Origin of the sequence: Streptomyces sp. NPDC018610 (assembly GCF_044391765.1) — a bacterium.
In the GTDB taxonomy this organism is placed as follows: domain Bacteria; phylum Actinomycetota; class Actinomycetes; order Streptomycetales; family Streptomycetaceae; genus Streptomyces.
The window spans coordinates 193379-205998 of sequence record NZ_JBISAL010000009.1; the positions used below are offsets into that span (position 1 = coordinate 193379).

13 protein-coding genes are annotated in these 12620 nt (G+C 74.0%); 5 read left to right on the forward strand and 8 right to left on the reverse strand.

What is annotated here, in order from left to right; genetic code table 11:
* Positions 1-261: 261 nt before the first annotated feature.
* Both ACH5A8_RS23550 and ACH5A8_RS23555 read left to right on the forward strand, forming a co-directional pair.
* Positions 262-999, forward strand: a complete 738-nt coding sequence (locus ACH5A8_RS23550; protein ID WP_399004952.1) for a helix-turn-helix transcriptional regulator — start codon at positions 262-264, stop codon at positions 997-999.
* The gene (locus ACH5A8_RS23555) at positions 996-1424 is read left to right on the forward strand and encodes a hypothetical protein (protein WP_399004954.1); all 429 of its coding nucleotides are present in this window, start codon (positions 996-998) and stop codon (positions 1422-1424) included. The genes ACH5A8_RS23550 and ACH5A8_RS23555 overlap by 4 nt, the downstream gene beginning before the upstream one ends.
* Positions 1425-1497: 73 nt before the next feature.
* On the opposite strand, the gene ACH5A8_RS23560 is transcribed toward ACH5A8_RS23555, so the two are convergent.
* From ACH5A8_RS23560 to ACH5A8_RS23575, 4 genes are all read right to left on the reverse strand, one after another.
* Entirely contained in the window at positions 1498-3069 is a 1572-nt protein-coding gene (locus ACH5A8_RS23560) for an SPFH domain-containing protein (protein WP_399004956.1), read from the reverse strand.
* Between the two features lie 134 nt (positions 3070-3203).
* Complete coding sequence (locus tag ACH5A8_RS23565; RefSeq protein WP_399004958.1) at positions 3204-3422, reverse strand: hypothetical protein; 219 nt, start codon at positions 3420-3422, stop codon at positions 3204-3206.
* A 68-nt stretch (positions 3423-3490) separates the two neighbouring features.
* On the reverse strand, positions 3491-4465 hold the full coding sequence (locus ACH5A8_RS23570; RefSeq protein ID WP_399004960.1) for an alpha/beta hydrolase: 975 nt from the start codon (positions 4463-4465) through the stop codon (positions 3491-3493).
* Positions 4466-4807: 342 nt separating this feature from the next.
* Complete coding sequence (locus tag ACH5A8_RS23575) at positions 4808-5371, reverse strand: NAD(P)H-dependent oxidoreductase (protein ID WP_399004962.1); 564 nt, start codon at positions 5369-5371, stop codon at positions 4808-4810.
* A gap of 139 nt (positions 5372-5510) precedes the next feature.
* On the opposite strand from ACH5A8_RS23575, the gene ACH5A8_RS23580 reads away from it, so the two are divergent.
* Complete coding sequence (locus ACH5A8_RS23580) at positions 5511-6176, forward strand: TetR/AcrR family transcriptional regulator (RefSeq protein ID WP_399004964.1); 666 nt, start codon at positions 5511-5513, stop codon at positions 6174-6176.
* A 124-nt stretch (positions 6177-6300) separates the two neighbouring features.
* On the opposite strand, the gene ACH5A8_RS23585 is transcribed toward ACH5A8_RS23580, so the two are convergent.
* Together ACH5A8_RS23585 and ACH5A8_RS23590 are read right to left on the reverse strand one after the other, a co-directional pair.
* A complete protein-coding gene (locus tag ACH5A8_RS23585; protein ID WP_399004966.1) occupies positions 6301-7437 on the reverse strand; it encodes an FAD-dependent oxidoreductase in 1137 nt (378 codons plus the stop codon).
* 169 nt (positions 7438-7606) lie between these two features.
* Positions 7607-8296, reverse strand: a complete 690-nt coding sequence (locus tag ACH5A8_RS23590; RefSeq protein ID WP_399004968.1) for a TetR/AcrR family transcriptional regulator — start codon at positions 8294-8296, stop codon at positions 7607-7609.
* Positions 8297-8513: 217 nt separating this feature from the next.
* Here ACH5A8_RS23590 and ACH5A8_RS23595 point away from each other — a divergent pair, with 217 nt between their 5' ends.
* A complete protein-coding gene (locus tag ACH5A8_RS23595) occupies positions 8514-9548 on the forward strand; it encodes a LacI family DNA-binding transcriptional regulator (protein WP_399004970.1) in 1035 nt (344 codons plus the stop codon).
* A 367-nt stretch (positions 9549-9915) separates the two neighbouring features.
* On the opposite strand, the gene trxA is transcribed toward ACH5A8_RS23595, so the two are convergent.
* Entirely contained in the window at positions 9916-10302 is a 387-nt protein-coding gene (gene trxA / locus ACH5A8_RS23600) for a thioredoxin (protein WP_399004972.1), read from the reverse strand.
* Positions 10303-10442: 140 nt separating this feature from the next.
* Here trxA and ACH5A8_RS23605 point away from each other — a divergent pair, with 140 nt between their 5' ends.
* Entirely contained in the window at positions 10443-11870 is a 1428-nt protein-coding gene (locus ACH5A8_RS23605; protein ID WP_399004974.1) for a dihydrolipoyl dehydrogenase family protein, read from the forward strand.
* Positions 11871-11910: 40 nt separating this feature from the next.
* Here the strand turns inward: ACH5A8_RS23605 and ACH5A8_RS23610 are convergent, their stop codons facing one another.
* On the reverse strand, positions 11911-12555 hold the full coding sequence (locus ACH5A8_RS23610; RefSeq protein WP_399004976.1) for a peptide deformylase: 645 nt from the start codon (positions 12553-12555) through the stop codon (positions 11911-11913).
* Positions 12556-12620 lie beyond the last annotated feature (65 nt).

The window sequence follows — 12620 nt, forward strand, 5'->3', positions numbered from 1 at the left end:
ATCAGTCCCTTCCGCCGGTTCGGTCGGTCCGGTCGATCGGGCTGACCGGGTCGGTTCATCCGGCCCGTTCGTTCCGTCGGGTCTGTTCGTTCCGTCGGGTCTGTTCGGTCCGGCGGATCCGCTCGGTTCGCTCGGTCCGGTGTCGTGTCCGGAGGACGACGTCATGGCGCACCCCTCTCTCCCTCGGCTCACGTGCCGCGCCTACTATTGTTCCAGGTCGGATTCGTGAAAAATCACCGCAGGCGCGAAGGGGTGCCGGACATGTCGCCGGGACGGGAGAACGCTCGCCGCCGTGAGGTGCTGGACGTACTGCGCGCCGCCTCCGCGCCGCTGGGCGTCGCGGACATCGCCGGGCGGATCGGAGTCCACGCGAACACCGTGCGGTTCCACCTGGACGCCCTCGTGGCCGAGGGCGTGGTCGAACGGCGGTCCGAGGAGCCCTCCGGACCGGCCGGCCGCCCGCGTCAGGGCCCCGGTCGCCCGCGTACCGTCTACGCCCCGACACCCGGTATGGACCGAGGCGGGACCCGCGGCTACCGCCTGCTGGCCCGGATGCTGCTCAGCCGATGGGCTGTGGAGGGTCCCGGAGCGCGGGAGTCCGCCACGGAGGCGGGCCGCGCGTGGGGCCGTTTTCTCGTCGATCCGCTGCCGCCCTTCGCGCAGCCGACGGCCGAGGGGACCGCGGCCCGTCTCGTGGCCCTGCTGGACGACCTGGGCTTCGACCCGGCGCCCGAGGGCGGCGGCGCCGGCAGGCCGCCCGGGAGCGTCCGGCTGCGCCACTGCCCCTTCCTCGAACTGGCCGAGGAGTACGGCGAGTTGGTGTGCTCTCTCCATCTCGGCCTGATGCAGGGGGCGTTGACCGAGCTGCGTGCGCCGCTGACCGCGACCGGCCTCGAACCGTTCGCCACCCCCGACTCCTGCCTGGCCCACCTCGGTCACATGGACGGGCAGGACAGCCCAGGGCCGGACGGCCCCGCAAGAAAGGCAGCACATCGATGAACGCCACGTCCGCCGCCACGGCGAGCGGGGCCACCTTCGTCTGGCTCGGGATGGTGCTGGCCATCTCGTTCCTGGAGGCCCCGCTGAAGTTCCGGGCCCCAGGGGTGACCATCCCCATCGGCCTCGGCATCGGCCGTATGGTCTTCCGGGCGCTGAACGCGGTGGAGGCCGTGCTGGCCGTCGTGGTGATCGTCGCCGTCGCCGTGGGAAGCGCGCCGGCTCACGTCATCGCCCTGACCGCGGCCGTGGTCCTGCTGCTCCTGGTCCAGTTGGTCCTCGTCCGGCCGCGGCTGAACCGCCGGTCCGACCGCGTCCTGGCCGGCGAGGAGGGCCCCCGCTCACGCGGCCACCTGGTCTACGTGGCCCTGGAGATCGCCAAGGTCGCCGTGCTGGTCGCCCTGGGCGTCGGCCTGTCGGCGGTGTGAACGACTGCCCGGGGCCTTCGAGGGGAAGGACCCGGGCCGTCGACCGCCCGTCACGGAAGCGGAATCGCGACGGTCAGGCCTCGTCCGTCTCCACCGGCACCCGGTGCGCGGTGACCGGCGCGGTCCCCGAGCCGCGCGCGGCCGCACCGTTCGTGGACGGTGAACCGCCCTGCGTGCCGCCGCCGCTCTGCCCGTGACCGTCGTGCACCAGGCCGTTCGGCCTCGGGCCGTGCTGTCCTTGGCCGTTCTGGTTCATGGAGGCCAGGAGCTGGCGGGCGAGGCCGAGACCGGTGCCGCCCATGGTGAGCGCCTTGGCGAACAGATCGGCCATGCCGTCGGCGCCGTTGAGCAGCACCATGTTGTCGACGTTGCCGAAGGCGGAGGCGCCCGCCTGGACGATCTGCGGCCAGTTCTCGGCGAGTTGCTGGGCGACGACGGCCTCCTGGTTCTCGGCGAGAGCGGCCGCACGGGCCTTGATGGCCTCGGCCTCCGCCAGCCCCTTGGCCTTGGCGGCCTCGGCCTCCGCCAGGCCCTTCGCCTGCGCCGCGGCCGCCTCGGCCTCGCCGGTGGCCCGGGTCGCCTCGGCCGTGGCCGTGCCCCGGCTCCTGGTCGCCTCCGCCTCCGCGCCCGCGGCCGTCTTGACCCGGGTCGCCTCGGCCGCCGCCGCGAGTTCCGTCTCCTTCGCCTTGGCCTGTGCGGCCGAGATCCGCGCGTCCCGCTCCGCCTCGGCCAGCGTGCGCTTCTCGTACGCCTTGGCGTCCGCGGGCTTGCGCACATCGGCCTGGAGCTGCTGCTCGCGCCGGTGCGCCTCCAGCTCGGCGACCCGCGTCTCCTGGACGACGACCTCCTGCCGGGCCGCCGCGTCCGCGAGCGGACCGGCCTGCTGGGCCTTGGCCGCCGCCTTGTCCCGCTCGGCCTGATAGCCGGCCTGCAGGATCTCGCTGTCCCGGGTGGCCTCGGCCATCCGCGCGAACGACTGCTGTTCGGCCTCCGTGGCGAGGCGGTTCGCCTCCGCCTGCGCGATACGCGCGTCCCGCTGGACGGCCGCCGCGTGCGGCATCGCCAGGTTCTGGATGTAGCCGGTCGGGTCCTCGATCTCGTGGATCTGCAACGAGTCGACGATCAGACCGAGTTTCTCCATCTCCGTCCCGCAGGCCGCCCTGGTCTGGCCGGTCAGCTTCTCCCGGTCGCGGATCATGTCCTCCACCGTCAACCCGCCCACGATCGAGCGCAGATGGCCGGCGAAGACGTTGTGCACCCGCTCCGACATCAGCTTCTGCTGGTCGAGGAAACGGCGAGCGGCGTTGGCGATCGACACGAAGTCGTCGCCCACCTTGAAGATGACCACACCCCGCACCTTCAGCGGAATGCCCTGGTGGGTCACGCAGTCCACGTGCAGTTCGGTCTCGTTGAGGTCGAGCGAGAGTTTGCGCACCGCCTGCACCCCGGGCAGCACCAGGGTGCCCCGCCCCGTCACGATCCGGAACCCCATGCCCTCCTCGAGGCCCTCGGTGCGGTGCTTGGAACCCGAGATGATCAGTGCCTCGTTGGGCTCGGCGACCCGCCACATCATCTTGAACAGACCGATCAGAACGAGGACGGCTGCGACCGCCGCCCCCGCCACGACGCCGACGACCATCGGCATACGCCCCCTTTGGGTTGGTGCCCGTTCGGCACCGAACGAAGGGAGTGTGCTCCTCGCCGGGCGCACGGTGAAGACACCGGCGCCTCCTTGTTGCAATCTTGACGCGTACGGTCCTCACCTGCGCGGAGGCGGGCTCAACCGCCGTACACGGCTTCGACGTAGACGGTGCGCGGCGGCAGGTGCTCCACCACCAGCACCACCGTTCCCCGCTCGAACCGGCGCTCGCCGTCCGCCGCGTAGGCGAGGAAGTGCTCCGCACCGCCGCGCACGCGGAGCATCACCTCACCGACGAGTCCCGGTCCGACCGTTCCGGTGACCCGCCCCACGAGCCCGACCAACGACGCATCGCCCATGACCATCAGCGTACGGGCCGCGCGCGGCGGCGTACGGGTCCGTGCGCGATCCGGCGGAACCGGTGGGCTCAGCCCGTCGGCAGTCTGCGCAGCCAGGAGAGCCGGGCCGCGGCCGCCGAGCAGGACAGCGCCGCCTGCGGGGCGAGGCCGTCGAAGCCGTGGAAACCTCCCGGCCAGACGTGCAGTTCGGCGACGCCGCCGGCCTGCCACACGCGGGAGGCGTAGGCGACGACCTCGTCGCGGAAGGTCTCGGCCGAGCCCACGTCGAGGTAGGCCGGGGGCAGCCCGGACAGGTCCCTGGCGCGGGCGGGCGCGGCGTACGGCGACACGTCCGGGCCGCCGCGCCGGTCGCCGAGCAGCGCCGTCCACCCCGTCTCGTTGGCCGCACGGTCCCAGACGTCGACCCCCGCCATCTGGCGGGCGGAAGGGGTGTCGTTGCGGTCGTCGAGCATCGGGGACATCAGCATCTGCCCGATGGGCCGCGGCCCCCCTCGGTCCCGCAGCAGCAGCGCGAGCGCCGCGGCGAGGCCGCCGCCCGCGCTCGCGCCGACGAGGACGATCCGCTCCGGGTCGGCGCCGAACTCCCCGGCGTGTTCCGCCGTCCAGAGCAGGCCCGCCTGCACGTCCTCGACCGGCGCGGGGTGCGGATGCTCCGGCGCCAGCCGGTACTCCACCGACACCACGACCGCGTCCAGTTCCCTCGCCCAGGCCAGGGCCGTGTTCATCCCGAGCCGGTTGCTCCCGAGGACCATGCCTCCGCCGTGCACGTAGTAGAGGACGGGGCGGCGCCCGCCCGCGCCCGGCGCGACGGGACGGCAGACCAGCAGGGGCACGCCGGGGGCGTCCCGCGGGCCGGGCGCCGTGCGGTCCGTCACCTCGAACGCGCCGCCCATCGTCAGGTCCAGCAGCTCGGGCAGCCGTGCGGCCGCACCGTGCCGGGCGGCCCGGACGTCCGCGAGGGTGAGGCCCGGCCGCATCACGTCCTTGACCTCGTCGAGAGCCGCGGCGAGCTCCGGGTCGAAGGGCGGCGGGACCGGCGTCATGGCGTCTCCTCACATGGCCTTGCGGCGCGCGACGGCCGTACGGGGATGCGTAGGGCCGTCAAAGCGCTTACCCGCCCGGGCCGTGGACCTTTCCGTCCGGCCGCGGTTTCCCGCCGACCGGCGGGCGGCACCGACCGGCGGGCGTGCCACCGAGCAGCCGGGGCGGCCGGTGGCCGGCCTTCACCCGCGGCCGGCCGTCGTCGGAGGTCTGTTCTCGGCCGGCGCGGGCGACTGAAGGCCGCGCCCGGCCGGTCGCGAGGGCAGCGCGAAGGGGCCGGAGCCATGATGGCTCCGGCCCCTTCACCGGGCCGTGCCCCGGACGGCCGGGGCGGCTCGGTCGGTTCAGGCGGCGACGACCTCGCCGGCGTGGCCGTGCAGGCGGGCGACGACCTCGGTCAGCTGGGCGGCGACCTCGGCGTCGTCGACCGGGTGGGTCTCCGCGAAGCGGGTCACGGAACCGGGGATGGACAGCTTGATGTCCTCGATCACCTTGCCGCCGGCGATGCCCACGGCCTTGCGGGTGTCGTCCTGCGCCCACACGCCGCCGTACTGGCCGAACGCGGTGCCGATCACGGCGACGGGCTTGCCGCCGAAGGCGCCGGCGCCGTAGGGGCGGGACAGCCAGTCGATGGCGTTCTTCAGGACGGCCGGGATGGTGCCGTTGTACTCGGGCGCGAAGAAGAGGAAGCCGTCGGCGGCCTGGGCGGCGGCACGCAGCCGGGCGGCCGCCTCCGGAACGCTGCCCTCGACGTCGACGTCCTCGTTGTAGAACGGCACGTCGCCCAGGCCGTCGAACAGCTCCACCTCGGCACCCTCGGGGGCCAGCTTCACCGCGGCCTCGGCGAGCTGGCGGTTGTGCGAACCGGCACGGAGGCTGCCGACGAGGGCGAGGATGCGAACAGACATGGGGGACTCCAAGAGTGGATTGAACGCGGCAGCACGGCAACGCTGCCGGGCCTGTGAATGCGGACCAAGGTCCGTTTAAATTTCTACCATCACAACCGGACCGTGGTCCAGTTTACTCCCGATGCTTTACGCTGTGTTCATGTCCAGCACCCTGCCGCCCTTTCCGACACCACAGGGGCCCGCAGAGAAGAAGCCGGTGGTGCTCGAACTCGGGACCGGCGCGGACGAGCCCTGCCTGCGCGCCGACGCCGCGCGCAACCGCGCACGACTGCTGGACGCGGCCGCCCGCCTGGTCGCGGAGCACGGAGCGGCCGGCGTCACCATGGAAGCCGTGGCCGCGGCGGCCCAGGTCGGCAAGGGCACCGTCTTCCGTCGCTTCGGCGACCGCACCGGACTGCTGTCGGCGCTGCTGGACCACTCGGAGAAGAAGTTCCAGGCCTCCTTCCTCAGCGGCCCGCCCCCGCTGGGACCCGGCGCGCCTCCCGTGGACAGGCTTCGGGCGTTCGGCTGCGCCGCGCTGTGCCGCGCCACCGCCGACCTGGAGCTCCAGCTCGCCGCCGAGCCCTGCCCGGACCGCCGGTTCGTCGTGCCGGCCCGCCGCGTCCGTCACGGCCATGTGGTGCTCCTGCTGCGGCAGGCGGTCCCGGACGCGGACACCGAACTCCTCGCCCAGACGCTGATGGGCTACCTGGAACCCGCCCTCATCCATCACCTCACCCGGCAGTGCAACATGCCGATGGAGCGGCTGCAGGCCGGCTGGTACGACCTGGTCGCACGCCTGACCCGCACCGGTCCGGCCCACTGAGCGGACCTGGCCGGGGCCCGTCCTGTCCGGAGCCGGTGCCGCCTCTCCCTCCAGGCGCCCGTGCCCGGGGCGCGGGTCAGGCAGGAGGACGACAGGTGCCCGGAGTCGTCCTCCCCGAGGCGGCTCACTCGTGGCCGGCGAACATCTCCAGCAGCCCCCGCGGCGCGTCCTCGCGGAACAGCAGCTCGGCACTGCGCGCCGACTCCGCCGCCGAGGACTCGCTGCGCGGGAACAGCTTCTCCTCGTACGCGGTCAGCGCCGCCTCCACGTCATCCGGCCGGGCGGCGATGAAGCGCCCCAGCTCGGCGCCGTCGAGCATGGCGAGGTTGGCGCCCTCGCCCGCGAACGGGGACATCAGGTGCGCGGCGTCGCCCACCAGCGTGACGCCGGGGACACGGTCCCAGCGGTGGCCGACCGGCAGCGCGTGGATCCGCCGCGGCACCAGCGCCCCGTCGGCGTCGGCGACCAGCGAACGCAGGCTCTTGTCCCAGTCGGCGAAGTGCTCCAGGACGTGTTCCTTGGCGGCGCCCGCGTCGGTGAAGTCGATGCCGTCCAGCCAGTCCTCGGGCGCCCGGAGCGCCACGTACACGTGCAGGCTGCCGTCCGGCTCGCGGTGTGCGAGGAAGCCCCGGCCCGCGCCGAGCGCGAAGAAGAACCCGCCGCCCACGGTCTCGGCGGCGACCGGGTGGCGTACGTCGGCGTCGTGCAGGTCCACCTCGACGAAGGACACCCCGGTGTAGACCGGACGGGCCGTCGAGACCAGCGGCCGGATCCGCGACCAGGCGCCGTCCGCGCCGACCAGCAGGTCCGTGGTGAAGACCGAACCGTCCGCGAGGCTCACCTCGTGCCGGCCGCCGCCCAGCGGGCGCGCTTCCGTGACCTTCGCGCCCCAGCGGACGGCGCCCTCGGGCAGCGAACCGAGGAGCAGGTCGCGCAGGTCGCCGCGGTCGACCTCGGGCCGCTCGCCGGTCCCGTCGTCGGCCTCGTCCAGGTGGACGACGGCGTCCTTGTCCAGCACCCGCGTGGCCTGGCCGCCCTCGTGGATCAGTTCGCGGAACCGGTCGTGCAGCCCGGCGGCCCGCAGCGCCTCCTGCCCGGAGTCCTCGTGGATGTCGAGCATCCCGCCCTGGGTGCGGGCGGCGGGGGAGGCGTCGAGGTCGAAGACCGCCGCCTCGATCCCGTGCACACGCAGTACGCGGGCGAGCGCGAGGCCGCCGAGCCCGGCGCCGATCACTGCGATGGGGTGGTGCGGTGCGGTCATGGGATCCTCCTCGGATCGGTCGGGAAGTGAACCCGCCTGTCGGCGGCGGAACGCCGTCGGGCGGTGGGCGATCGGTTCGGTCGGGTGTTCGGCGACGGGGGCGCGCGGTGCGCGGCGGTGCGTACCGGTCCGGTGGACACGTCGTACGCACGCCGCTCCGTGACGGACGTCAGTCGGGGACGCTCGTGCGCTCGATTCCGTTGATCAGTGCGCGCACGCCCCAGGACAGGCGTTCGCCGGGGGTCCCGGACAGCAGCGGGCCCGTGAGGGCGGCGATGTGCGGATGAGTGCGGTCCGAGGCGCCGTGCAGGGCGTGCGCGAGCGCGTCCCACTCCTCCCCGCCGGCGGCGGGCGAGGAGGTCTCGCGGCCGGCGTGCTCGGCGGCCGTCGCGGTGGCGAACTGCAGCAGCAGGTCCACGCCCCACGCCGCCTGCGCCGGCGCGACGCCGACCTCGTCGAGCAGTCCGAGCAGGCTCTCGATCAGGTTCAGGTAGTGCGGGCCGCTGGGCCGGGCGGTGAGCGCGGAGCGGGCGAGGCTCGGATGTTCCAGGAGCATCGTGGTGTACGCGGTGAGCACCTGCTCCAGCCGCTCCCGCGGGCTGCCCTGCGCGGATCCCGCGGCGATTGTGCCCAGCAGCTCGTCCAGGACGGCCGCGTGCAGTTCGGCGGTGTTGCGCACGTACACGTACAGCGAGGCGGGGCCGGTGTCGAGCTCCTGGGCGAGGCGCCGCATGGTGACCTTCTCCAGGCCCTCGGCGCGCAGCACGGCCACGGCGGCGGCGACGATGCCTCCCCTGGTCAGGGCGGGCTTCGCGGGGCGGTCGCGCCGGCCGCGCGGGGTGGTGGGGCTTCCTGTCATGCCTGGGAGAGTAACGAACATGTTCGTCACGAACAAGTTCGTGACGAACGCGTTCGCCCGGTCGACCGAGAACGCCATGTGGGCCGGGTGGGAACCCCATGCGGGCCGGGTGGGAACCCCATGCGGGCCGGGCGGGCGGCGGGCTGGGCTCGCGCCGGCCCGGGATCCCGGCCCGCCCGGCCCAGCCGTCCCGGCTTCTGCCAAGATGCGGTACGTCATGGTGCAGATACCGAAATCCGCCGCGCCCGCGTCGGCCGCACCGCACTCCGTGCCCACGAGTGCCGATGTGGCCCGTCTGGCGGGCGTCTCGCGCGCGACCGTCTCCTACGTCCTGAACAACACCGGCGCCGTACGGATCAGCGAGCCCACCCGCCGTCGGGTCCGCGAGGCCGCCAGAGAACTCGGATACGTCCCGCACGCCGCCGCGCGCAGCCTGCGCGCCGGGCACAGCCGCATGGTCCTGATGCCCGCCCCGGCCGTCCAGGTGGGCCCGCTCTACAGCCGGTTCATCAATGAACTCCAGTGGGCGCTCGGCCGTCTGGACTACACCGTCGTCCAGCACGGCACCGTGGGCCTGCACGGTGACGAGGCCGCCCGCGCCTGGGCCGAGCTGCGGCCGGTCGCGGTCCTGGTGCCCGGCTCCTCGATCGGTCCGGAGGGGGTCGCGGTGCTCCGGCGCTCCGGCGCCCGCGCCGTCGTCACCCTCGGCCCCGAACCCGTGGAGGGCGCCCACGCCCTGCTCATGGACCACGAGAGCGTCGGCCACCGGGCGGGCGCGCACCTGTACGCCCGGGGCCGGCGCCGGATCGGCGTGGTCGTGCCCGAGGAGCGCGGCCTCGACCTGTTCTCCCGGCCCCGCCTGGCCGGCGTACGACGCGCCCTGGACGGCACCGAGGGGACCGTCACGGAACTTCCCCTCGGCTACGACGAGGAGTCCGCGGCCCGCCTGGCCGCCCGCTGGCGAGGCCTCGGACTGGACGCGGTGTTCGCCTACAACGACGAGTACGCCATGCTGCTGATGCGCGCCCTGCAGGACGAGGGCGTCCGCGTCCCCGAGGAGACGGCCGTGGTCGGCGCCGACGACCTGATGCTCGGCCGGCTGCTGCGGCCCCGGCTGAGCACCGTCCACATCGACCTGCCCGCCGGCCGCGACCTGGCCGAGCTGGTCGACCGCGCCGTACGCGACGGGGCCGGCGCACCCGAACGCCATCCGGTGCTCGGCGCCACGATGATCCACCGTGAATCCAGCTGACCAGGACCTCGGGAGGCTGGTCGGTCAGGCCCTCCGGAGCCCGGCCGGCCAGGCCCCGGGCCTCGGCCGACCACGGTCCCCCAGGAGTCCCGCCACCGGATCCCCCGAGCCCAGCGACCACGCCTCCTGGAGCCCGACCGACCACGGGCCCCGGCGCCCGGCCGGCGAGGCCGGTGGCCAGGCGGCAGGGTGGCCGGGCGGCGGTCGGAGGCCGGCCCGGGCCGCCGCCCCCTCGGCCCACCGAACGCCACCGAGACGCGGCGGGGGAACCTCCCGCCCCCCGACACGCCACGGGGCCCTCCCGAACCGGAGGGCCCCGTCGTCGTACGGCGCTCGTGTCAGCCCGCCGGCCGCTCGCCGGCGCGCCTCACTCGCCGCTCTCGTTCTGCGCCTGCTGCTCGGCGACCGCCTTGCGGACCTCGTCCATGTCCAGCTTGCGGGCCTGCCCGATCACGTCGGCCAGGGCGGCCTCCGGCAGCGCGCCCGGCTGGGCGAACACGGCCACCTGGTCACGGACGATCATCAGCGTCGGAATGGACTGGATGCCGAACGCCGCCGCCAGCTCCGGCTGCGCCTCGGTGTCCACCTTGCCGAACACCAGGTCGGGGTTGTCCTCGGCGGCCTTCTCGTAGACCGGGGCGAACGAGCGGCACGGGCCGCACCAGGACGCCCAGAAGTCGATGAGGACGAACTCGTTGTCCGTGACCGTCCGGTCGAAGTTCTCCTTGGTGAGCTCCACGGTGCTGCTGCTCATGGCGTGATCCCTCTTCCTGGTGTCGGCTCGAGCCGTCGGCACAACACGGTGGGCCCCGCGGACTATTCCGAGCGCGCAACGGACTGTTCCGCGCGCGTACCCGTGTGGCCACCGCGCACACCACCCACCAGACTGACCCCATGACGGAAACGGAAAACATCGCCTACGACGTGGTGGTGCTCGGCGCCGGGCCCGTGGGGGAGAACGTGGCCGACCGCACCCGCGCGGCCGGCCTGTCCACCGCGATCGTGGAGAGCGAACTGGTCGGCGGCGAGTGCTCGTACTGGGCCTGCATGCCGAGCAAGGCCCTGCTGCGCCCCATCATCGCCCGTGCCGACGCCCGCCGCCTGCCCGGCCTGAGCCAGTCCGTGCGAGGTCCCCTCGACACCGCCGCCGTGCTCGCCCGCCGTGACGAGTACACCTCCCACTGGCACGACGACGGCCAGGTCGGCTGGCTCGACGGCATCGGCGCCGACCTGTACCGCGGCCACGGCCGTCTGGCCGGTCCGCGCACCGTCACGGTCACCGGCCCGGACGGCACGGTCAGGACACTGACCGCCCGGCACGCCGTCGCCGTGTGCACCGGAACCAGTGCCCAGTTGCCCGACCTGCCCGGCATCGAGGACGTCGAGCCGTGGACCAGCCGCGAGGCGACCAGCGCCGAACAGGTGCCCGGGCGGCTGATCGTGGTCGGCGGCGGCGTGGTGGCCGCCGAGATGGCCACCGTCTTCCAGGCCCTCGGCTCGCGGGTCACCGTCCTGGTCCGGGGGAAGGGACTGCTCTCGCGCATGGAGCCCTTCGCCGGCGAACTGGTCGCCGACGCCCTCACCGAGGCGGGCGCCGACATCCGCACCGGTACGTCCGTGGAGTCGGTGACCCGCGAGAACGGCACCGTCGTGGCCGTCACCGGCGCCGGCGACCGGATCGAGGCCGACGAGATCCTCTTCGCCACCGGACGCGCCCCGCGCACCGAGGACATCGGCCTGGAGACCGTGGGCCTGGAAGCGGGATCCTGGCTGCCGGTCGACGACACGCTGCGCGTCGAGGGCAGCGACTGGCTGTACGCGTGCGGCGACGTCAACCACCGCGCACTCCTCACCCACCAGGGCAAGTACCAGGCCCGGATCGCGGGCGACGCCATCGGCGCCCGCGCCGCCGGCACCCCCCTGAAGGCGGACCCGTGGGGCGCCCACGCCGCCACCGCCGACCATCACGCCGTCCCCCAGGTCGTCTTCACCGACCCGGAGGCCGCCGCCGTCGGCCTGTCGCTGGCCGAGGCCGAACAGGCAGGACACCGGGTCCGCGCCGTCGACGTCGACATGTCCTCGGTCGCCGGGGCGGGACTGTACGGCGAGGGCTACCGGGGCCGGGCCCGCATGGTCGTGGACCTGGACGAGGCAATCCTGCGCGGCGTCACCTTCGTCGGCCCCGGCGTCGGCGAACTGCTGCACTCGGCGTCCGTCGCCGTCGCCGGACAGGTCCCCGTCGACCGGCTGTGGCACGCGGTCCCGTCCTACCCGACGATCAGCGAGGTGTGGCTGCGGCTGCTGGAGGCCTACCGAGGCTGAACCCGCCCGGCGCCCCAGGAGTTCGGAACACGCCCGGCGGTCACGGGAGTTCGAAGCCGAGGGCGCGTGCGGCCGCCTCCGGAGTCGGCTGCGCCCAGCGCGCGGCCATGGCCTCGTTCGAGGAGAGCGAGCGCGGCTCGGCGCGGTCGACGTACAGGGTGCCGTCCAGGTGATCGGTCTCGTGCTGCACGATGCGGGCCGGCCAGCCGGTGAACGCCTCGTCCACCGGACGGCCGTGCTCGTCCTCGGCGCGCAGCCGCACCTCGGTGTGGCGCGCCACCACCGCCTGCCACCCCGGCACGCTCAGACAGCCCTCGAAGAACGCGGCCCGCCGCGTGCCGACCGGCTCGTACGACGGGTTGACCAGCACGCGGAACGGCTGGGGCACCCGCCCGCGGGCGAGCCGCACCTCCTCGGGCACGGGCGCCGGATCCTCGATCACCGCGATCCGCAGGCCCACGCCCACCTGCACGGCGGCCAGCCCCACACCCGGCGCCTCGTGCATGGTGAGCCGCAGCGCCCCGACGAACCGGGCCAGCAGCGCGGGCCCCAACTGTCCCTCGTACGGCTCGGCCCGGCGCCGCAGCACCGGGTCGCCGGCCGCGACGATCGGCAATGGGCCGCCTAGGGCGAGGAGTTCCTCGACCTGCTCGGCAAAAGGCGTACGCGCACGGGAAGAAGCCATCGCGCCAGCATGCCACGGACCGGCCCCGGCCCGCCGGGGCCGCCGCCCGCGGGGAGCCCCGAAAC

What these genes read in the sequence shown, in the direction of transcription:
- ACH5A8_RS23550 (WP_399004952.1), top strand. Translation starts at nt 262, where the DNA reads ATGTCGCCGGGACGGGAGAACGCTCGCCGCCGTGAGGTGCTGGACGTA.
- ACH5A8_RS23555 (WP_399004954.1), top strand. Translation starts at nt 996, where the DNA reads ATGAACGCCACGTCCGCCGCCACGGCGAGCGGGGCCACCTTCGTCTGG.
- ACH5A8_RS23560 (WP_399004956.1), bottom strand. Translation starts at nt 3,069, where the DNA reads ATGCCGATGGTCGTCGGCGTCGTGGCGGGGGCGGCGGTCGCAGCCGTC.
- ACH5A8_RS23565 (WP_399004958.1), bottom strand. Translation starts at nt 3,422, where the DNA reads ATGGGCGATGCGTCGTTGGTCGGGCTCGTGGGGCGGGTCACCGGAACG.
- ACH5A8_RS23570 (WP_399004960.1), bottom strand. Translation starts at nt 4,465, where the DNA reads ATGACGCCGGTCCCGCCGCCCTTCGACCCGGAGCTCGCCGCGGCTCTC.
- ACH5A8_RS23575 (WP_399004962.1), bottom strand. Translation starts at nt 5,371, where the DNA reads ATGTCTGTTCGCATCCTCGCCCTCGTCGGCAGCCTCCGTGCCGGTTCG.
- ACH5A8_RS23580 (WP_399004964.1), top strand. Translation starts at nt 5,511, where the DNA reads ATGTCCAGCACCCTGCCGCCCTTTCCGACACCACAGGGGCCCGCAGAG.
- ACH5A8_RS23585 (WP_399004966.1), bottom strand. Translation starts at nt 7,437, where the DNA reads ATGACCGCACCGCACCACCCCATCGCAGTGATCGGCGCCGGGCTCGGC.
- ACH5A8_RS23590 (WP_399004968.1), bottom strand. Translation starts at nt 8,296, where the DNA reads ATGACAGGAAGCCCCACCACCCCGCGCGGCCGGCGCGACCGCCCCGCG.
- ACH5A8_RS23595 (WP_399004970.1), top strand. Translation starts at nt 8,514, where the DNA reads ATGGTGCAGATACCGAAATCCGCCGCGCCCGCGTCGGCCGCACCGCAC.
- trxA (WP_399004972.1), bottom strand. Translation starts at nt 10,302, where the DNA reads ATGAGCAGCAGCACCGTGGAGCTCACCAAGGAGAACTTCGACCGGACG.
- ACH5A8_RS23605 (WP_399004974.1), top strand. Translation starts at nt 10,443, where the DNA reads ATGACGGAAACGGAAAACATCGCCTACGACGTGGTGGTGCTCGGCGCC.
- ACH5A8_RS23610 (WP_399004976.1), bottom strand. Translation starts at nt 12,555, where the DNA reads ATGGCTTCTTCCCGTGCGCGTACGCCTTTTGCCGAGCAGGTCGAGGAA.